The 17,871-nt window shown below is 68.0% G+C and carries 16 protein-coding genes and 2 pseudogenes; 9 read left to right on the forward strand and 9 right to left on the reverse strand.

The window, feature by feature from the left end; translation table 11 throughout:
- Nucleotides 1-344 precede the first annotated feature (344 nt).
- A complete protein-coding gene (locus ACIQU3_RS36710) occupies nt 345-551 on the reverse strand; it encodes a hypothetical protein (protein ID WP_403930117.1) in 207 nt (68 codons plus the stop codon).
- A 319-nt stretch (nt 552-870) separates the two neighbouring features.
- Between ACIQU3_RS36710 and ACIQU3_RS36715 the strand changes: the two genes are divergently transcribed.
- Nucleotides 871-1,470, forward strand: a complete 600-nt coding sequence (locus ACIQU3_RS36715) for a sigma-70 family RNA polymerase sigma factor (protein ID WP_403930120.1) — start codon at nt 871-873, stop codon at nt 1,468-1,470.
- A gap of 1,054 nt (nt 1,471-2,524) precedes the next feature.
- Here the strand turns inward: ACIQU3_RS36715 and ACIQU3_RS36720 are convergent.
- The 3 genes from ACIQU3_RS36720 to ACIQU3_RS36730 all read right to left on the reverse strand — a co-directional run bounded on the left by ACIQU3_RS36720 (nt 2,525) and on the right by ACIQU3_RS36730 (nt 4,343).
- Nucleotides 2,525-2,758, reverse strand: coding sequence for a hypothetical protein (locus ACIQU3_RS36720; RefSeq protein WP_403930122.1), 234 nt, complete (start codon nt 2,756-2,758; stop codon nt 2,525-2,527).
- Nucleotides 2,759-2,896: 138 nt separating this feature from the next.
- The gene (locus ACIQU3_RS36725) at nt 2,897-3,220 is read right to left on the reverse strand and encodes a DUF6087 family protein (RefSeq protein WP_403930125.1); all 324 of its coding nucleotides are present in this window, start codon (nt 3,218-3,220) and stop codon (nt 2,897-2,899) included.
- 508 nt (nt 3,221-3,728) lie between these two features.
- Nucleotides 3,729-4,343 (reverse strand): Dyp-type peroxidase, encoded by a 615-nt coding sequence (locus tag ACIQU3_RS36730; RefSeq protein ID WP_403930148.1) that lies wholly within the window; start codon nt 4,341-4,343, stop codon nt 3,729-3,731.
- An 866-nt stretch (nt 4,344-5,209) separates the two neighbouring features.
- Here ACIQU3_RS36730 and ACIQU3_RS36735 point away from each other — a divergent pair.
- A pseudogene (locus ACIQU3_RS36735) lies at nt 5,210-5,440 on the forward strand (SUKH-4 family immunity protein); the annotation flags it as partial.
- Between the two features lie 135 nt (nt 5,441-5,575).
- Here ACIQU3_RS36735 and ACIQU3_RS36740 read toward each other — a convergent pair.
- From ACIQU3_RS36740 to ACIQU3_RS36750, 3 genes and pseudogenes are all read right to left on the reverse strand, one after another.
- Nucleotides 5,576-5,740 (reverse strand): hypothetical protein, encoded by a 165-nt coding sequence (locus ACIQU3_RS36740; RefSeq protein WP_403737837.1) that lies wholly within the window; start codon nt 5,738-5,740, stop codon nt 5,576-5,578.
- Between the two features lie 283 nt (nt 5,741-6,023).
- Nucleotides 6,024-7,275, reverse strand: a pseudogene (locus ACIQU3_RS36745) (cytochrome P450).
- Nucleotides 7,276-7,837: 562 nt separating this feature from the next.
- A complete protein-coding gene (locus tag ACIQU3_RS36750) occupies nt 7,838-8,194 on the reverse strand; it encodes a hypothetical protein (protein WP_403930127.1) in 357 nt (118 codons plus the stop codon).
- Between the two features lie 506 nt (nt 8,195-8,700).
- Here ACIQU3_RS36750 and ACIQU3_RS36755 point away from each other — a divergent pair.
- The 5 genes from ACIQU3_RS36755 (at nt 8,701) to ACIQU3_RS36775 (ending at nt 13,395) form a co-directional block, all read left to right on the forward strand.
- Nucleotides 8,701-9,021 carry a helix-turn-helix domain-containing protein gene (locus ACIQU3_RS36755; protein ID WP_403930130.1) on the forward strand — a complete coding sequence of 107 codons (321 nt, stop codon included), beginning with the start codon at nt 8,701-8,703 and terminating at the stop codon, nt 9,019-9,021.
- Nucleotides 9,022-9,038: 17 nt separating this feature from the next.
- Nucleotides 9,039-9,878 (forward strand): AAA family ATPase, encoded by an 840-nt coding sequence (locus ACIQU3_RS36760; protein ID WP_403930133.1) that lies wholly within the window; start codon nt 9,039-9,041, stop codon nt 9,876-9,878.
- Between the two features lie 101 nt (nt 9,879-9,979).
- The gene (locus tag ACIQU3_RS36765; protein WP_403930151.1) at nt 9,980-11,539 is read left to right on the forward strand and encodes a Mu transposase C-terminal domain-containing protein; all 1,560 of its coding nucleotides are present in this window, start codon (nt 9,980-9,982) and stop codon (nt 11,537-11,539) included.
- Nucleotides 11,536-12,279, forward strand: a complete 744-nt coding sequence (locus ACIQU3_RS36770) for an AAA family ATPase (RefSeq protein WP_403930135.1) — start codon at nt 11,536-11,538, stop codon at nt 12,277-12,279. Before ACIQU3_RS36765 ends, ACIQU3_RS36770 begins: the two co-directional genes overlap by 4 nt.
- A gap of 237 nt (nt 12,280-12,516) precedes the next feature.
- Nucleotides 12,517-13,395, forward strand: coding sequence for a hypothetical protein (locus tag ACIQU3_RS36775; protein WP_403930138.1), 879 nt, complete (start codon nt 12,517-12,519; stop codon nt 13,393-13,395).
- A gap of 32 nt (nt 13,396-13,427) precedes the next feature.
- Here ACIQU3_RS36775 and tpg read toward each other — a convergent pair whose 3' ends face one another.
- A complete protein-coding gene (gene tpg, locus ACIQU3_RS36780) occupies nt 13,428-13,985 on the reverse strand; it encodes a telomere-protecting terminal protein Tpg (protein WP_403930140.1) in 558 nt (185 codons plus the stop codon).
- 162 nt (nt 13,986-14,147) lie between these two features.
- The gene (locus tag ACIQU3_RS36785; protein ID WP_403930142.1) at nt 14,148-16,688 is read right to left on the reverse strand and encodes a Helicase associated domain protein; all 2,541 of its coding nucleotides are present in this window, start codon (nt 16,686-16,688) and stop codon (nt 14,148-14,150) included.
- Nucleotides 16,689-16,998: 310 nt separating this feature from the next.
- Here ACIQU3_RS36785 and ACIQU3_RS36790 point away from each other — a divergent pair, with 310 nt between their 5' ends.
- Together ACIQU3_RS36790 and ACIQU3_RS36795 are read left to right on the forward strand one after the other, a co-directional pair.
- Nucleotides 16,999-17,193 carry a hypothetical protein gene (locus tag ACIQU3_RS36790; protein ID WP_403930145.1) on the forward strand — a complete coding sequence of 65 codons (195 nt, stop codon included), beginning with the start codon at nt 16,999-17,001 and terminating at the stop codon, nt 17,191-17,193.
- 150 nt (nt 17,194-17,343) lie between these two features.
- Nucleotides 17,344-17,511 (forward strand): hypothetical protein, encoded by a 168-nt coding sequence (locus ACIQU3_RS36795; RefSeq protein WP_193510642.1) that lies wholly within the window; start codon nt 17,344-17,346, stop codon nt 17,509-17,511.
- Nucleotides 17,512-17,871: the final 360 nt, after the last annotated feature.

Consider the following 17,871-nt stretch of genomic DNA (forward strand, 5'->3'; position numbering starts at 1 on the left):
GGCTGGACTGGTACAACTACCACCGACCCCACACCGGAATCAGCGGCCACACCCCAGCCAGCCGCGTCACCAACCTGTCCGGTCAGCACACCTAGCGGGTGCGGCGGCCGTCCTGCTCGGCGACCAGATGCCCGGGCAGCACCCAGTCGCGCGGCAACTCGCGCCGCGCATCGGCGAGCATTGGCTCGACGGGCGGATTCAACGTCACACCTCACATCTACGCCCTGCCGGCCGGTAAAGCGCGTGGGAGACCAGGGGCCCTGGCAGAGCACCGGCATGGCCGAGGCCCGCCACCTGAACGTGGCGGGCCTCGCATCACATGCGAACGTCGGTGGCGGGAGCCGCTAGCTGTGCTGCTGCGTCGGGCCCGTACTCGCGGATGGCGTGGGGGACTGCGGGGCGGCTCCCACAGTCTGGGCTCCCAGGAGCATGTACAGCGCGCCGAGCATCACGGCGCCGGCAGCCAGGGCGGTGCCGAGTTTCTCGTCGCGGTAGGTCACTACGACGACCGCGACGGCGAGTGACAGCGTCACAATGGCAGTGAGGGACATGCGAGTGTCTTTCATCCAGGCCCGGCCGTCGCATCCGGCAAGATCCCGACGGCCGGGCGTTCGTTCTCAGAAGTCAGAGTCTTGCGTCCAGGCACGGCCCGCTGCCTGACTCACGAGGCCGGCGGGCGCCGACGCAGGGGGGCCGTGCCTCTGGGAAGACGCGGGGACCTGCGGATGCGTTACGCCACACGATGCCGTGGTCGTGCGGCCACTTGTCGGCGTCACCCGTACGGGTGAACCGCTGTGGCTGCTGTCACGCCGCGCCGGGATCTGCGCCCTTGATGGGTGACAGAACATCCGCCCCCGGAGAGGCGCCAGAATGAGCACGAGCCACGACGGCTCTCAGCGCGAAACCTCACGTGAACCTACGCCAGAGGACTTCGTGCGCGCCTCCCTGCCCAGGTTGGAATTGAGGGCCAAGCAGCTGGCCCAGGGCCCCAACATGCACGGATGGGACGAGGAAGACGAAGCCCTCTGGGCCCTCGCCCAGGTGGTCAGCCGCTTCGAGGACCTCAAGAACCCCATGGCGTACGCCCTCATCGTCCTGCGAAACTCCGCGTCCTCCCACCTGCGCAAGAAGCAGAAGCTCAGGGAAGTACCCGTCGGCGGAACCACGGAGGCCGAGGACTACCTGGTGCACGTTGCGAACGGCGCCTCCGCCATCGAGCATCTGGAGTACACGTTCAGCAAGCCGCTGGTTGCGGCGCTCTTGACGCTCCCACCGGAGCGCCGAGAGGTCGTGGTGCTGGACTCCTACGGCTTCGAGACACACGAGATCGCCACGCGGCTCAGGCTGAAAGACGGCACGGTGCGGCAACACCGCCGCCGCGCGCTCAAGGCCCTGAACACCGCTCTCAAGAAGGATTCCGGCGAGCAGCCGGCACTGTCGTTTCCGACCGACCCCGCCGAGGTGCTGTGATGCGGTTCAACCTCTTCGTCGACAGCGCGCCCTACGGCAAGGTCTCCGCCGTCCGGCGTGACATCCACATGGAGCTCATGCAGATTTCGGGATCGGCACAAGCGCAAGTTGCCGGGGAAGACATCGGGCCATTCAACCGCCGTGACCGCGGGGACGGGATGCTGATTGAAATGCTCGACGTAGAGTCCACCGTCGTGAGGTACACGGATCGCCTCTGGGCGAGGTTGCACAGGGCGGTGCAGGGCGCTGTGTACGTCGTCACCCGTTGGGAGGGCCTCCGCCTGCCGAGGGGGCCCTGGCCCGTGGAGGACGCCGAGACTCGTAGGCGCAGAAAGGGGTGGCACGCGGCGGTGTCAGACGCCCTCTCGCCTCCTCCGTCGACGACCTGGTGCGCGCCCTCGGAAGAGCTCTGCTTCCACGACGGCAACCAGCGCGTGGCTTGGAGGGACCGCTTTTCCCAGCAGGTCGAAGGCCTTCATACCCTCGACACGTGGTCCATGGCGAGCAGGCGGCCGACGGACGCTCCGCAACTGTCGAAGGAGCAGGAGGACCAGGCCGTCGCGCTGGTCATGGCCCGGGCTGCCGAACTACGCGCACGACGGCTGTCTACAACCCGCCCGACGGCGACACTGGTGACACCGTCTGCGTGCACAACGCCGCCATCGCCGTCGTCAACGTCTTTGGCATCACGATCGCTGTCAGAACCTGCTTGGGGGACCGCCCGGAGTGCTGTCCGGCAACGTCCTCCATGGTTGGCGGGGCTACTCCGGTGGACGTCCCGGTCAACGCCTGCGGCAACACGGCCGACGGCGAGCACAGCGGTTACAGCTCCCGGGGGTGCTGTCCGGCAACGTCCCGGGCGTCCTCTCGGGCAACGTCGCCCCTATCCGTGGTACGTATCCCGGCGAACAACCAGCCCGTCAGGCCCTGAGCTTCGTGCGGGCCGGTGGCGGCGTCCCTCGGGACTGCCGCGCAGGCATCGAGACTCGCTACCGGCAACGATCGCCGCGGCACTGCACGCCGTGCGCCAACGGCTGCACCGGCGGCACTGAAATCAGGACCCGGCCGGAGACGGCAGAGGCCTGACTATCGGCTTGTGCGGACGCGGGCCGTGCCGTTCGGGGTGCCGGCGGCCGTGCATCCTGTCGAGGTCGGACTCCGGCAGCGTTCGCGCGACGGACGGCACTTCGGAGGCGGGCTGGGCTTCGGGCTCGCGCCAGGCGAACAGGCTCTCCTGCAGATGGGATCGGCCGGTCTCGGGCGAGAAGAGGGCTGTCGCGGTCGTCACCGTTCCTCCGGATCACTGCGGGGTTGACGTATAGCGCAGCCCCCTGCACGTCCGGAACGTCAACGGATGTGAGCTGTTACACCTCAACGACTGCGCCCCCGAGAAGGAGGAGGTCTCGGGGCGCAGCCGGGGGGCGGGTCAGGCGGTATCGGGTCGGCGGAACACCTCGGTTGGCCGCCAGGGTGCCGGCGCCGGTGGGAGCTTGCTGAACGTCGGGAGGGGCACTCGGCCGGCCCGCGTCGGCGCATCCTCGCCGGTCTCTTGGGCAGCGGTTGTGTAGTCCTCGGCCACCCCGACCGGAACCCACTGATGCCCATCCCATTCCCGGATGCCGCGTGGAGCGTTGGGGTCGACGTGGGCTCCCTGTTCCCGGTCGCCGAGCGCGGCGAGCCCGCGTTCTCCCCGCGCCGGACGGTGCTCCTCGCGGCGTTCCGCCCACTGCTCAAGAGGTTCATCGTCCATGCGATTGTTTCCTCCTCGCTGGCCGGTACAGTCTGCCGGGTCCACACGGTGGTGGGGAACCGGCGGCCGGGGCTACAGCGTTGTCGTCCACCCCCTCGAGACAGGGTGGTCGTGCCGCCAGGGCTGATGGTGACCCGGGCGCCGCAGACGGGCAGTTCCCCGTACTGCAGCCGCCACCATCGGATCTCGTCGAGCTCGTCGTACAGGCGACGCGGGCCTGACTGGTGCACGGTTGCAGTCAGTTCGCCCGGCCTGGTGCACGCCCTTGCCCATGACCCGTCCGCGTGCAGCATCCACGCCATGCGGCTGCCGTCGTCACCGGTGCCTCTGCGGTGCTCGATGCCGGGAACCTTGAGCGAGCGCACTCCCTGGGCAGCGTCATCGCCTTCGACATGCTCACCCGCGACGACACCGGCCCCGGCCCCGACGGCCTGACCACCCTCGTCACCTGCGGCTCCCCCCTCGCCTGGCCCACCATCCGCCACTCCCTGGGTCAAGAGGCCGCCCTTCAATCCTGTTCGTCGACGGTATCCCGATCCCAGAAGCCGGTGGCGAGCCGGATGATGCGGATCACCTGGTAGCTGCCGCCTATAGCCCAGGAAGGTTCGCCCTGACCGGTCTTGACGATCGCCCGCTCGGTGATCTCGGCCGCCGTGGCGGGGTTTCCGTGCCCTTCGGTGAAGTGGAACGGGTTGCGGGCCAGACCTCGGCCGTCCTCGGTCCGGGTCTCGGGCCGGGTACCGTCCGCGCGCCAACGCACACGTTGCCGGGGCAACGCCTGCAGCGCCCGTTCGGCGGCTTGCCGTGCGACACGGGCTGAGGATCCTGTGATGTGGAGTAAGAGATCGCCATGTGACTGAACGGGGTCCAGTACGTCACCTGTAAACGATGGCATCTGTTTCAGGTGCTGAAGCTTGTCTGAGCGAGGAGAAGCAGCGCCTTCACCCAGTGCCAGCCAGGCGGCGACGTTGCCGCCGTCAACCGCCGTGATCGCTTGATGCGCTGTGCGCAGAATTTCGTCTCGCTCGCTATCCGAGGCGATGTCGAGTGAGATGAGTTGCGCATACGGCAGCGGCGCGGCTCCGCGCAGATGGGCTGGTGCTTTCTCTAGCTCTGATGACATGGTGGTCAAAGCTGTGACGCCGACGGCTGTAAGGCCGCTTGCTCCAGCGGCTATTGCTGCCGAGGTAGTGAGGAGTCTGCGTCTACTGGTCATCGTCCTAGGGCACCCTCTTGTCTAGCGGCGCATATGCCTAATTCGGTCGGCATGCCGTCGGATTCACTGGCCGTCATGCCGGAATCGCGCACTTCGCGCAATAGGTTATGCAGCTTCTAGTGGCTATGACCTAAGTGCTTGCCTCGGCCACGCGAATTCGACGTCTACGGCCATATCTGGCTCTGTCTCCCATACTGCAGATGACTTACAGCCGAAATACGGATTTCGCTCGTATCAGCTACGAATTTCCTCACCCATCGCGACGAGAGCCCCACGGGCGGCGTCAACGACATCATCCCATGCTCGTGTTCGGATGATGTCGACATCAGACGATGACGGTGCAGAAATTGCACGGTCCAGAACCGAATTCAGTGCCTGCATAGCTGCAACTTCGTCTTCGTCGGCGAGGACGAAGCCCAGCCTCCCGCGTGGTTCTGCGAGAACCCCAGAGTCGTCGAAGAAATCTAGTGCCTCGTCGAGACCGGAAGTGCCCGGATCCCTCGACACCCAGTTCCTCTCATGCCAACCCCTATCGCCCAGTCTGACGAGCCATTCGATCAGCTGAGCGCGGATCCAAGGAGTCTGCAATTCAGTGGTTTTAGGGGGCATTCCAGCTCCTCCATGTCTGCCACTCGCTAAGGGGGACATGGGCTTCCACCGGGTAATCCTGAATTCTTGCTCCGGCTGGAAGCAATTGGCCCCCTCTGCCGACGATCCTGCCGCCCTAGTTGATTATGACGTGATCAACCTGCTGACTCCCCCACTGCGAACTGGGGTCCCCCCTGTCGACGCAGTTCGTGAACACGGGCCTGCCCGAATTCCAGCGCTGCCTGGCGCTGCTCGGCCGGATGTGGCGGCTCCGATTCGGCCTGAACCATGAGCAAGCGGGCCGCTGGACCGTCGACTTCCAAACCCAGTTGGCCTCCCTCGATCCGGCAGCGCTCGGTTCGCCGGAGAACTGGTGGGCGGTGCTATTGGAACAGATGTGGGACGGGCTGCTCTAGGGTACGTATCGAGTCGTGATCGGTCTGTGGGATTTGCCTTCATCCTGCTGGAGGGGCCCGCCCGCGCCGCCACCTTGGTGCACATTGATTTTCCGTTCTAGTGGTGGGGGCCGTTGTCGTGTGCGGGGCAGCCGATCAGGTCGGAGCGATGAGGACGCGGGGAAGGTCGCCGGCCGTCACGGCGTCCTGGTCGATGGCAACGCCCGTATAAGCGCCCACGGCGGCGAACACCAGCTCGGGCAGGCGCTCGCCGTACTCCTGGAAGTACGCGACGACTTCGGTCTCACTGGACTCAGGCATTGAAGGGAACACCGCGCCCACGGCGCTAAGGGCGGTATCAAGGGCCGAGCCCTGCCCGGTGTCGGTGCTCGCGTGTGCGGCTCTCCACGCCGACGGATCGGCTCCTCCTCGACCCACTACCGCCTCAGCGCAAAATGCACCGGTCAGGACGTCGTCGTGCCACTGCGCCGCGCAACCTGAGCGGATCACAGAGCCTGACCTCACGTACATGACCGTAGCGCGTGCCAGGCACAGGGCGCCGTAGGCGAAGGTCATCAGCTCCGGCTGTCGCGGGGTGCCACCGTCAACCCGCTACCGGCCCGGCGTTATAGCTCGCCGATGAAGCGGCATAACCTCGCGCGACGGCCGAATCTGGCTTCGGTGGTCGTGTTCGTACCGGCAGGACGCGAACTCCGCGTTTGTGGAAGGAGGGCCACCAGGCTAGGTCCTCGAGGGGCACGGCGAGCTCTAGGGCGGGGAAGTGCTCCAGGAGGGAGCCGATAGCGATCTCTGCTTCCAGTCGTGCAAGTGGCGCGCCGAGGCAGTAGTGAATGCCGTGGCCGAACGCCAGGTGGGTGGAGGGGCGGCCTGGGGGCGAAGGAGTCAGGCGAGGGAAACTCGCGGTCGTCCCTGTTCGCCGAGGCGATGGAGATCCACACACGGCCGCCGGCGGGGATGACGGTGTCATCGATGGCGGTGTCCCCCAGGGCGAACCGGCGCACGCCCAGGGGGAAGGGCGGGTTCCAGCGCAGAGTTTCCTCGATCACAGCGTTGACCGGCAGTGTGCCTTGCCGGACTTGGTGCATGACTGGCGGGTGCAGGAGTAGGCCAAGGACTGCGTTGCCGATGAGGTGGACCGCGTTGTCGTAGCCGGCGAACAGGGTGAGGAAGGCGAGAGAGAGAAGTTCCTGTTCACTGAGGCTGTCATGATCGTCGCGGGCGTGGACAAGGGCTGACAGCAGGTCCTCGGCCGGGTGGCTGCGCTTGGCCTGGATGACGCCGGTCAGGAACTGGTGCATCTGGCGCATCGCTGTGCGCGAGTCTTGTGCTGAGCCGGCTGTAGGGGAGAGCAGGGTGTCGGTCCAGGCTCTGAAGTCATGGCGGTTGTCCTCGGGTACGCCCAGCAGCTCGCAGATGACTCCCATGGGGAGCGGGACGGCAAGGACCTCCATGAGGTCTATGCGGGGGTCCGCCCGTGTGGCGAGGAGGGCGTCTGTCATGACCTGGATCCGGCAGCGGAGACCTGCGATACGGCGCGGTGTGAAGGCTCTGGCGATGAGACGGCGCAGACGGGTGTGGTCGGGTGGGTCCATGTTGAGCAGGTGGGCATCGAGCTCGGGTGGCATGGACGACTGATAGCTACCGCTGGTCTTCGCGTTTGCCTTGTCCAGCGATAGGCGGCCGTCCGTCAGCAAGGCGCGGGCCTCGCGGTAGCGGGTGATCAGCCATGCTGGCTCACCTTCTGCAGTAGTAGTGCGGTGCACTGCGGCACCTTCGCGCAGGCGGGCGTAGGCGACAGTGGGGCTCTCTATGAGTTTGTGGTCGAAAAGTGTCATGGCTCAGTTCGCTTGCTGAGGCAGGTGGTATGAGACGGGCGAGGGCAGCGGGACGAGGGGGCGCGATCTCCGCCAAGACCGCCACAGAGTGGATCATCGACATCATCCTGCGATGTGCGCGTCACATGAGGCGGGCCCCTACCCGCTCCGCCTCTGCGAGATCCTGCAGAACCCCCTCGTCCTTCCGCGAGGAGATGACCGAGGCTGCGCTTGCCCACGGAACTGCCCGCCTCGGCGGCCTTGCCAACCAACCGGTCGGCTGCGGTCGCATCCCCGTCCTCCGCCGACTGCAGGAGGGACAGAGCGGATGCGGCGACGCCGGAAAGGCGGCCAGTCATTCTGGGCATGCTACGCACCTACCGCGATGCCGGATGCGCACGTCGCCTGCCACGGCGTACTGCGCCGTGACTATCATGCGGATCGTTGTGCACCGGCCTCGCTTTCGGGCGGCCGGTCGATACGTGCACTGCGGAAGTAGGACGAGGCTCTTGGCACGGCCTTCTCTTACACGACGTCTCGCCGGGCATCCCCGTAGGGCACAGGCTCACCTTTCGGCAGCGCCCTACCTCCCACTGGTATCCAGGAACTCCGGAAGCTCCCGTTCGCGGAGGAGGTATGGGCTCCAGTCAGGCCACTCGTTGTCTCCACAATGCGGACAGAAATTGATGGTGTCGTTGCGGACGTCTGAAGGAGCCTCCGCCAGGCGTGGCGGGTAATGAAAGCGCACGTGATTCTCGAGGATGACGCCGTCTCGGCGGCAGTGTTCGCACCAGAGAGCGATCAGGCCTTCGGGATGACGGCCGTGCTCGGCGGTCTGCTCTACTCGGATTGCCCGGTTCAACTCCTGTGACTTCTGCTCGGCCTTGTTGCCGTCGTACCAGTGCCCTGCGATTTCGACGAGCACCAGGGCGATGTCCACGAGCATCTGCCCTCCCCCCAGAAGGACTTCATGTACGACGGACCATGCCCAGCGGGTGTGCGCACAAACGATCCGCAGGCGGGCTTGCGCGAGCCGGAAGCAAGACCCGGAACGGCTGCACGCTATTGCTTCTGCCCTCGACTTGAGGGAGGGCAACGGGCTTACGGAGTGGAGTGTCTGGTGCTCGCGGGCCCGGTCGCTTTCGCGTAACAGTTGCCCTTCTGCGGCCTCTCGGTGTGGCGTCGGTGGTGGTGAGAGTCGGTGGTGCTGGTGTCGTGGTTGGTGTTTTGGTGCTGGTCGGTGGGGTGTTGAAGGGAGGGCTGGCACTGTCATGAGGCGAGAGACTGGTGGGTGGGGTCGCTGGCGTGGGGCTTTATCTGATGGTGGGTGATGCAGTCTCAGGCTCGTGAGTTCTTATGCGCTGAGGTGGGCTGGGCGGGTGTGATCGTGGGGTGGATCAAGGTGTAGGAGCCGGCCGTGGGGCTGTGCTGCCGAGGGCGTTGGTGGTGCGTCGTCTGCTGGAGAGGCAGCAAGCGGGGAAGTTGTCGACGCGGCATGTGCGTGCGGTCGCTGAGACGGTGGGTGTTTCGGAGCGCACGGTCTGGCGCTGGCTGGAGCAGGCGAAGGCTTCCGGGCGGGTGGAGGCGCCGGTCCGGCAGGGATACGCGGTGTCGGACGAGGTGTGGGAGCTGCTCGGTGAGGCGGGGGGCAATGTCTCGGAGCTGAGGCGTCGACTGGTGGCTGCCGGCGGTGAGGTGCCAGTTCCGTCGATGTCGACGTTGAGCCGGGTGATCCGCAGGGACCGACGGGTGGGGCGGCTTTGCTGACCGGGCGGGAGCCTGAGGTGGCCAGGCCGCGCCGGCCGGATCCCCTCAGCGAGCTGGGCCTGAACGTGGTGGCTGAGAAAGGCGTCGGTGGGCAGGTGTTTCTGCGGGAGCAGAAGCACCTGGCGCAGGTCCCGGTCCTGGTCTCGGATGCCCAGGTGGTGCACACACCTGCCGTTCGGTCGGTGCTGCGGACGGTCGCGCACGCGGCCGCGGTGGGGGCGGTGGTGTGTTTGTACGGCGACGCCGGCCAGGGGAAAACCGTCGCGCTCCAGTACGCCCTGTCCCAGCTGCCGCACCCGGCCAGGGTCCGTCGGGTCCATGTCGGTGTGCACCCGACAGTCCCTGAACTGCGCCAGGTGCTCGCGGACGCCCTGGAGCTGGGCAGGCGTCTGCCGCGCGGTGCGGGGGAGGCAGACCTGATGCTGGTGAACGCGCTACGGCAGCCTCGTGTGCTGGTGCTGGACGAGGCACAGCGCCTTCCAGGGCCGGCGCTGGAGTTTCTGCGCGGACTGTGGGACCACCCGGACACGGACACGGCACTTGTGCTCGCGGGTGCGGGCAGCGAACGGGCGCTGCGCCGCGTGCCCGCGCTGGCCTCTCGGGTGCTGCCCTGGGAGCTGGTGCCGCGTCTTCGCCCGGGCGAGGTGGCCACCGTGATGGCTGCCTTCCATCCGCTGTGGGAGGACGTGAGCGAGGACGATGTCGCGTGGGTGGACGAGCACGTGGGCCACGGCAATTTCCGGACCTGGGCGAAGCTGACCTCGCATCTGACCGCCGAGACCTATGGCAGGAGCCGGGCGGTGGTGGACCGCGGGTTGCTGCAGCGGGCCTGCGCACGGCTCATGGGGCCGCTGTGACCGGCGCCTCCAGGCCGGGAGAGGCTGGCGGCCACGAGGACGGTCCGCACGCGCGGGGAGGTCTGCCTTCTTCCTCCCTGTCGGCGCTGCGCGGCCCTGCCGTGCGCCGGCTGCTCGCTCTGCGGCAGGACCAGAAACTGACGACCCGGCATGTACGGCTGATGGCTCAGTCGTTGGAAGTGACCGAGCGCACGGTGTGGCGGTGGCTTGCCGCTGCCGAGCGTGACGAGTCCGCGGCCGCGGAGCCCGGGGCGCGGGCCCAGAGCAAAGACCGCTTCTCCGTCACCCCGGAGGTGCGCCGCCGGCTGGCCATGTGGAAGGGCAACGTCGCGGCGGTCCATGGCGAGCTGATCGCTCGCGCAGCCAAGGGCGAGGGGGAGCCACCTCCGTCGATTCCGACGCTGCACCGGGCGATCCAGCGGGATCTGACGCCGGGGGAGCGGGCGGCGCGCAAGCATGATGTGTTCCTGGCTCGGCCGCGCTCTTGGCGCAACTACGTGTGGGAGACCGACCACATGCAGGCCCCGTTGCTGGTCGATGTCGACGGCAAGGCTCGCAGGCCGTGGATTACATGGTTCACCGACTGCGCGACGAACGCGATCACTGGCGTCGCGGTCACGCCGGTGCATCCGTCGCGGGAGTCGGTGCTGGCCGCGCTGCGCTCCGCGGTTGTGAGCGAGGAGCCTTACGGCCCGTTCGGCGGCCTGCCGGAGAAGGTACGGGTGGACCGTGGCAAGGACTTCCTGTCCCGGACGGTGACCGCAGCGTTCGATCTCCTCGACGTGACGGTGGAGGACCTGCCCGCCTACACCCCCCACCTCAAGGGCACCGTGGAGGGCCTGAACCGGGCGGTGGAGTCGATGCTGCTGGCCGCGCTGCCCGGCTACGCCCGCCAGCCGCGCCCCGGCAAACGCCCCTCCCGGCCGAAGGACGAAGTGCTGCTCAGTTTCGAAGACTTCACCGCCCGGTTGCTGGCCTGGACTTCGTGGTGGAACACCGAGCACCGCCCGGCGCCGTTGCGGGGCAGGACTCCGCTTCAGGCGTGGCAGGACGATCCCACCCCGCTGCGGGATGTGCCGGCCGCGGATCTGTGGAGGTTCACCCTGGAGGACGCCGGTACCCGCACACTGACCACCCGCGGCATCCGCTTCCGCAGACACGACTATGTGGGTGCGTGGATGACCGGTCAGGCCGGGATCCAGGTCAGGGTCCGGTTCATGCCTCACCACGACCACCGCATCGAGGTCTACCACGCGGCCACCGGCCGTTACCTGGGGCCGGCGGATCTGGCCGATCAGGCCACCGAGGAACAGGTCAGAGCCGTACGGCGGGCACGGGCCGCCCGCAGCCGCCGTCTGAAGAAGGACCTCGAAGCATCCCAGCGGGAGCGCTACGCCGCCGTCACCCAGGCCGAGCCCCCTCGGCGGCTCGGCGCGCTGACCGGTGCGCAGGCCGACGCCGAACTCGCCCAGAGCGCCGGCACCGGTCTGTCGCAGCTTGCGCTGCCGGACGTCATCCCGCCCGCTGCACCCCCGGCCGACTGGCGCACCCCGGCTTCCCTGGTCGCGCTGACCACGCCGAGCAGGCCCACCCCACCCCCGGCCAGCCGCGACCGGCGGGCCGCACCTCCCACCACCGACGAAGACGGAGATGCCTCGTGACCGCGGCCACCTACCAGTACGTCGACCTGCCCGATGCGTCCGTGGTCACCACCCGGGCCCTGCTCACCGCGCGGGAGAACATCTCCGACACGGTCGCCGCGCGGGCGATGATGTGCATCCACGGCGGCGCCGGCTTCGGTAAGACCCTCGCTGTCAACATCTGCCTGCGCGGACTCGAACCCGGCGAGGACGTCCGCAAGATCACTTTCCGGGCCCGGCCCACCGCCCGCGCGGTGCGCTACGAGCTGTTCACCGCGCTCGACCTCGCCGGTGAGCCACCGCGCCACCCCAGCGAGTTCGACCGCTTGCTGAAGACCGCCCTGGCCGAACGCCCCCGCACCTTCCTGGTGGACGAGGCCCAGTGGCTCAACGGGGAGGCGTTCGAGTACTTCCGTTACCTGTGGGACGAACCTTCCACCCAGCTCGCGATCATCTTCGTTGGCGGCGAGGGCTGCCACACCGTGCTGCGCCGCGAACCGATGCTGTCCTCGCGCATCTTCATCTGGCAGCACTTCACCCGCCTGACCTCCAGCGAGGTCCTCGATGCCATCCCCTTGTTCCACCCCATCTGGGCCGACGCAGACCCCGACGACATCACCTTCGCCGACAGTCACGCCGCACACGGCAACTTCCGCGCGTGGGCCCAGCTGACCGCCCACACCCGCACCGCCCTGGCCCGCACCGGCCGCCCACGCGTGGATCAGGAGCTGCTGCGCTGGGCCTTCAGCCGCCTTGCCTGACCACCACGCCGCCATGCCGCTCACCGCGCCACCGCCCGTCACCGTGGTCATCGACCGCCATGACGACGCGATCCACACGCACACCGCTCTGGCCGCCCACCATCCGCCGGCCGGCCGGATCACCCTGCATCCCGGCCCGGGCACCACCAGTGAAACCGGCCTTGCCCACGACCTTTTGGCCGCCCTGGAAAAGCCGCCCCTGCTTCCAGGCCGCTTCCCCGGCGGCCGTCAGCCCGCATGGGAAGCCGCCACGGCCTGGATCACGGCCCTGCCCGTCACCCGGCTGACCGTCCTGCGCGCCCACCGCCTCACCGCCCGCCGCGCCTGCTGCAACTGCGCACGCTCACCGGTATCCACCTGACCCTGGTCTGCCACCGCTCCCACCTGCCCGCCGCCCTGCACCAGGCCCTGCAAGCGGCCGACCACACCCTCACCACCGACCTTCAGACCGCCCGCCGCCACTACTACGGTGCGACCGCCCCCATACCCCAGCCTGCCGACGAGCCCGCCCGGCCGGCCAACCGGTGGCTCACTCTGCCTGCACTGGACCGCCTTGTCTCCTACGACAGCCCCCGCCCCTGCGACGCCCCGTGCACCCCACCGCCGATCGCCTGGCGGCACCGCCCGCCACCCACGCCTCTCACCCCGTACGCCGCCCAGCACGTCGCCCACCGGCTTCATGAGGTGACCGCGCACCCTCGCCTGGCCGCGACCGTTGCCGCCGCACTGATCACCGGCGCCCCCCTCCAGCAACTTGCCACCGCACGCCCTCGCGACTACGACGACGCCGCAGCCACACTCGCCCTGCACGACCGCGCCCGCTACACCGACGGCTGCGCTGCCTACCCCGTGCCGCCCTGGGCGGGTGTCTTCCTGCGGGCGGCGGCCTGCTTCGCCCGGCTCGTATCCGGCCAGGACCAGGAATTGTTTGCCGCGCCAGGCAACCGTGCCCTCCTGCTGCGCGTGGCGGAGACGGCCAGGCTGCGCCCGCCCCAGCCGCCTGCGGCCCGACGCCAAGGCCCGGCCGGCCGTGTGGAGTGGGACTGGCGCGAGCGGCAGGAGGCCCACAGGTACGAAGCGATGCTGGCCGTACGCGCCAGGCCCTCGCGGCGCTGAACGCCCTGACGCGTCCGATCGAGAGGGCAGACTCATCCGATCGAGAAGTCTGCGAACTCGAGGTCGCTGAAGGCGATGTGCAGGCCGTGGGCGCGGCGGCCCCCATCGCGGAAGTAGGCATGCCCCAGCGCGCGGGCGAGGATCACTAACTGCTGCTGCTCGCCCGAACCGGCGTCCCGGGCGGCGAACAGCTCCCGGGCGACCTCTCCCGGCAGGTACTGGGTGATCCACCGCACCCGCGGATCGTCCGAGGAGCCGGCCGCAGCAGCGAACCCGAATCGTGCCCTGGTGTGGAAGACGAAGCCCTCCGCCTCGGCCTGGGCACGTAGGCGGGCCCGTATCCGGGGCTGCCACCGAGCCAAGACCGCTTCCTCGATCGCCCGGACATGCAGCGGACCCGGCGGGCGACGCGCTCCGGGCCTCTTTGTCACCCACCTCTGCACGGTGCGCTGTGACACCCCAAGGACTGCGGCCACCCTCCGGGTGGAATGCCGATGTGCTGCCAGCAGAAACCGCAGGCGAGCCTCGGTGCTCAAGGGAACGGGCCGGGTGCGCAACGCCTGCTCCAGCCCCTGCTCGATATGCCCCACGTCCGCCTCTCCAAGCGGCCAGTCGACAGGCCGGCATCTTCAGCCCAGGGCATCAGTCCTCCCACGCTGTCTGCCCCCTGACCGCCGTTTCCGGCATTCCCGTGACAGCACCAACTGGCGTCGGCTACGAGAGCCCCAGGAGAGCGCCGATGACAGAACGGGTTACGCCCAGCGCATGCCGATGCGGGAGAGCTGCTCCACGCGTTCCGGTGACAGTGTCGCGGCCCGCGAGCGCTGGTTGCCGATCCATGCCCCCAGCTTGAGCTCTCGCTGCTCCCGGTCCTCGCCGCTGTCACCGTCTCCGGCACCGCCGATGACGATCCGTTCGATGTGCTTCCTCGGCACCCGAAGGTGCCCCTCACGCTCGTAGAACTGGCGGGCGGCGGTGTAGTTGAGGGCCCATTTGTCGGCTTGGCTGGTCCGCGGTCTTGGTTTTTCGCTCTCGATGGCGGGTTGGATGCCGAGGATGTGCTCGCACATCCACTGCTGGACGCCTGTGAGTTTGTCCCAACCCAGCCGGACCGAGCGCACCCACCGTCCGAGGTCCTCGCCCTGGTGCACGACCTCACCCGGCTCCATCGGCAGCGTGCCGCCGGCCTCCAGGTGCAGGCGGACCAGATGGAAGGCGCGCTGCCATTCCACCGGCCAGGCCGGGCACCACGATGGGTCGATGTCCTCCAGCTGCTCGCGCCGCTCCTCCGACAGCGCCCCGGCCGCCGACTTCACGGGCAGCCCTTCGGCGCGCCGCTGCTCGTTTTCGGCGGCCCGGCGGACGGCGGCCCGCGCGTTCTTCAAAAAGATCCCTACCCGGTACCCCTGGTAGGTGGCGTCCAGTGGGGCCAGGAGGTGGCCTGCTTCGGCTGCCCATCCGCGCGCCGCGGCGAGGCCTTCTTCCCAGGCGACGTCGTAGTGCGACCAGATCATGCCGAGCTTTTCCAGCTGTGCGATGCGGTCCTCGTCCATGTCACCCCGGGCGTAGAACCTCCGAGCGTCGGCGATCCACTGCCCAAGTGGGAACCCGGCGAGCGCGGCCGGCCACCCCTCGGATTCCGCCTCCTGGTCCCCGCTCTCGGGCACGCGGTACGTGAATGGCACCTTCAGGTCCCCGTGGATCCGGTGGTACAGGGTGGCGGCTTCGATGCCACGTCGCCAGTGTTGGTGTTCGGGGTTGAGGACGCGCAGGTTGATGAACGCTGCCAGCTGCGCGGGGTCGCGCGGTGTGCTGAACTTCAGCAACTGCCGGGCTGGCACCGACAGCCAGTCGCTTCGGTCGCTCCCGGCCCCCTCGCCTTCCTCTCCGCTGCGGCTCTGAACGCCTCGGACACGGCTATGTGCCTGTTGCTCAGAGAGCTGTTCCACGACCCGGGTGTCGTGCGCTCTGAGCGCTTCAAGCAGCTTCGCGAGGCCGCCGTACGCCCGTGAGGTGAGCATGTTGTCCGTCGTCTCGCCCGGCCCGAGCAGGACCGGCACGACGAGGAAGGCGACCTTCCCCTCGCCGGGCTGCATCCGTAGCGCCCGGCCGACGGCCTGGACGAGGTCGGGCATGGAGCCGCGTACGTCCGCGAAGTACACGGAGTCACATTCTCGGGTGTCGACCCCTTCCCCGAGCACCTTCACCGAGCTCAGGAAACTTTTCTCGACGACCGTGCCGTCCGTGGCGATCCGGTCGGCGAACTCGCCGAGAACGCGCCGCCGGTGGCCCGGCTTGTGGTCCCCGCACAGCCAGTCAGTCCGGATCGTCTTGGGGTACAGCTCGGGGTCGGCGGCCCGCAGCTGCGCGGCGATGTCGGGAAGGCCGGCCGCGAACGCCTCAGCCTCCTTCACCATGTGGTGGAAGACCAGCGTCCTGCGGAAGCCTTCCTCGGCCGATGCCTTTACCAGAGCGGTCTGCAGGGCGGCGAGCCGGGCCCCGCGGACCTGCTCGGAGCGCGCGTCCTCGCCCAGGAGTTGGGCGGCCTGGAGGTGGGTGTCGGTGATGTCCACGCAGACCACCTGGTAGGGGGCACAGATGCCCCGATCGATCGCCTCGGACAGCGTCAGCGTGTAGCAGCGGCTGCCGAAGGGGGAGTCGGGGTCGTCTTCCATGCTTGCGACCAGTTCGCCCGGCGCGCCCTGCTGCTCCTGGTCTTCGTCGAGCTGCCACAGCCGGGGCGTGGCGGTCATGTAGAGGCGGCGCAAGGAAGGGATGCGGGTGTTGTCGTGGACGACTGCCCACGGCTTCCCGATCCGCCCGGAGGTCCGGTGCGCCTCGTCGATCACGATGAGGTCCCAGCCGGGAAGGCCGGCGGCGTGGGCCCGTTCCAGGGTGCCCAGTCCGAGGGAGGCGTACGTGGCGAACACGGTGACGCGGTCGAACGGCCGTACCCAGTCGACCAGCTCGTCCACGTCCGTGGTGTTGGGGAAGGACACCTCCTCACCTCGCAGGGACGACACCCCGATCATCGGCCCGGTGCGGCCTGTCTCGCGCCACGCGGCTTCGGTCTGGGCGAGCAGGTCGAGGGAGGGCACGAGCACCAGCACTCGGCCCGCTCGGAGCTCCTCGGCGCTCCGGGCGGCCACGAGGGTCTTGCCAGTCCCGGTCGCCATGATCACCTGAGTCCGCAGCCCCCGCTCCGGCACAGTAGATCTTGCAGGCAATTCGAGCGCTCGGAGTACCGTGTCCACGGCTTCCCGCTGGTGGGGACGGAGGTTTTTCATCGCCATTCAGTCTGCCTTCTCCTGCAAGCTGAACGAAGGGCTGCACATGGCGAGGAGCGACAACACGCACCCAGACAGCGCAAGATGGACTGCGTCCCCTTCGTTGAGAAACCAGGCTCACCTTCCTGATCCAGAATGGAAGGTCACGCTGGGAGCGCCTCCTGATGCCCACAGACCTGGAGCCACTTATTCCAGAGTTTATCGCATGATTAAAACGAAGCACGCTTCTTCATGAAACCAGCATCAGCCCGGGCGAATCAGCACTGAGCCGATGGGTACTCCCTTTCTCTCATTGTCCGCCCTGCCTTGGAGCGTCATGACACAGAAGACTGAAGACGAGATGGGCAACCGGTTCTGCAAAGCGTGTGGCGCGCCGGCCGAAGACGGGAAGCTGTGCAAGCACTGCGGCACCGTTCTGGACTTCCCGGACGAGGCAGGTCTGGTCGAGGACCAAGGCGCGGCAGTGCGACGCGATTTCGAGGGCCGGACCGGGCCGCGAGACCAAGGGTGACCGGACCAGAGGTACGCGTGCCGTGCCCGCCTTCCCTTTCTTGCTGCCAGCCTCGGGCCGCGTTAAGCGTGACCTGGACCGCCTCCGCTCATGTCTGCGGGGGCGAAGCCGGGGCATACGGGCTTCACCCCCTTGAGAGGAGTTCGTTTCATGGTTGGCATAGTCGCGGCGGTATTGTTCTTCGTTGCGTTTTTGATCAACGCGGCGGACATCAGTACCAACGATGCGTTCTCTTCGACGAACGTCATGTTGCTGGGACTGATGTGTCTGGCTCTGCATATGGCCGGGGTCGGGACCGGTTGGGCCCGCAGACGCTGACGCTTGTTCTGCACATCTGGTGACCGACTGTCACCAGGCAAGACCCACCATCACGTGTAGCCAGCTGGCCCGCGCCAGCGGGCCGAAAGGTCCTGGAGGCGCAGCCGGAGGGACCGTCAGGCGGGGGAGCGCAGCGGACCCGCCGGCCAGGCTGGAGCGAAGCGTAAGCCTGGTAGCGGGACGTAGTCCCGCCAGTACGGGAGCGAAGCGAACGGGCTGTCAATCTCGGCGCGCAGCGCCGAGATTGAGCGGGAGGCGCAGCCTCCCGCCAGCGCTCACGCGGAGCGTGAGCGCAACCCCCGTGCGCAGCACGGGGGTTTGCTTGCACATCGCGCAGCGATGTGGTACCCGCTCCGCGGG

The organism is Streptomyces sp. NPDC101110, assembly GCF_044759525.1.
In the GTDB taxonomy this organism is placed as follows: Bacteria; Actinomycetota; Actinomycetes; order Streptomycetales; family Streptomycetaceae; genus Streptomyces.

Coding starts and splice junctions, on each gene's coding strand:
- ACIQU3_RS36790 (WP_403930145.1), top strand. CDS start 16,999: ATGACACAGAAGACTGAAGACGAGATGGGCAACCGGTTCTGCAAAGCG.
- ACIQU3_RS36730 (WP_403930148.1), bottom strand. CDS start 4,343: ATGTCATCAGAGCTAGAGAAAGCACCAGCCCATCTGCGCGGAGCCGCG.
- ACIQU3_RS36775 (WP_403930138.1), top strand. CDS start 12,517: ATGGGAAGCCGCCACGGCCTGGATCACGGCCCTGCCCGTCACCCGGCT.
- ACIQU3_RS36785 (WP_403930142.1), bottom strand. CDS start 16,688: ATGGCGATGAAAAACCTCCGTCCCCACCAGCGGGAAGCCGTGGACACG.
- ACIQU3_RS36715 (WP_403930120.1), top strand. CDS start 871: ATGAGCACGAGCCACGACGGCTCTCAGCGCGAAACCTCACGTGAACCT.
- ACIQU3_RS36725 (WP_403930125.1), bottom strand. CDS start 3,220: ATGGACGATGAACCTCTTGAGCAGTGGGCGGAACGCCGCGAGGAGCAC.
- ACIQU3_RS36740 (WP_403737837.1), bottom strand. CDS start 5,740: ATGCCTGAGTCCAGTGAGACCGAAGTCGTCGCGTACTTCCAGGAGTAC.
- ACIQU3_RS36795 (WP_193510642.1), top strand. CDS start 17,344: ATGGTTGGCATAGTCGCGGCGGTATTGTTCTTCGTTGCGTTTTTGATC.
- ACIQU3_RS36710 (WP_403930117.1), bottom strand. CDS start 551: ATGTCCCTCACTGCCATTGTGACGCTGTCACTCGCCGTCGCGGTCGTC.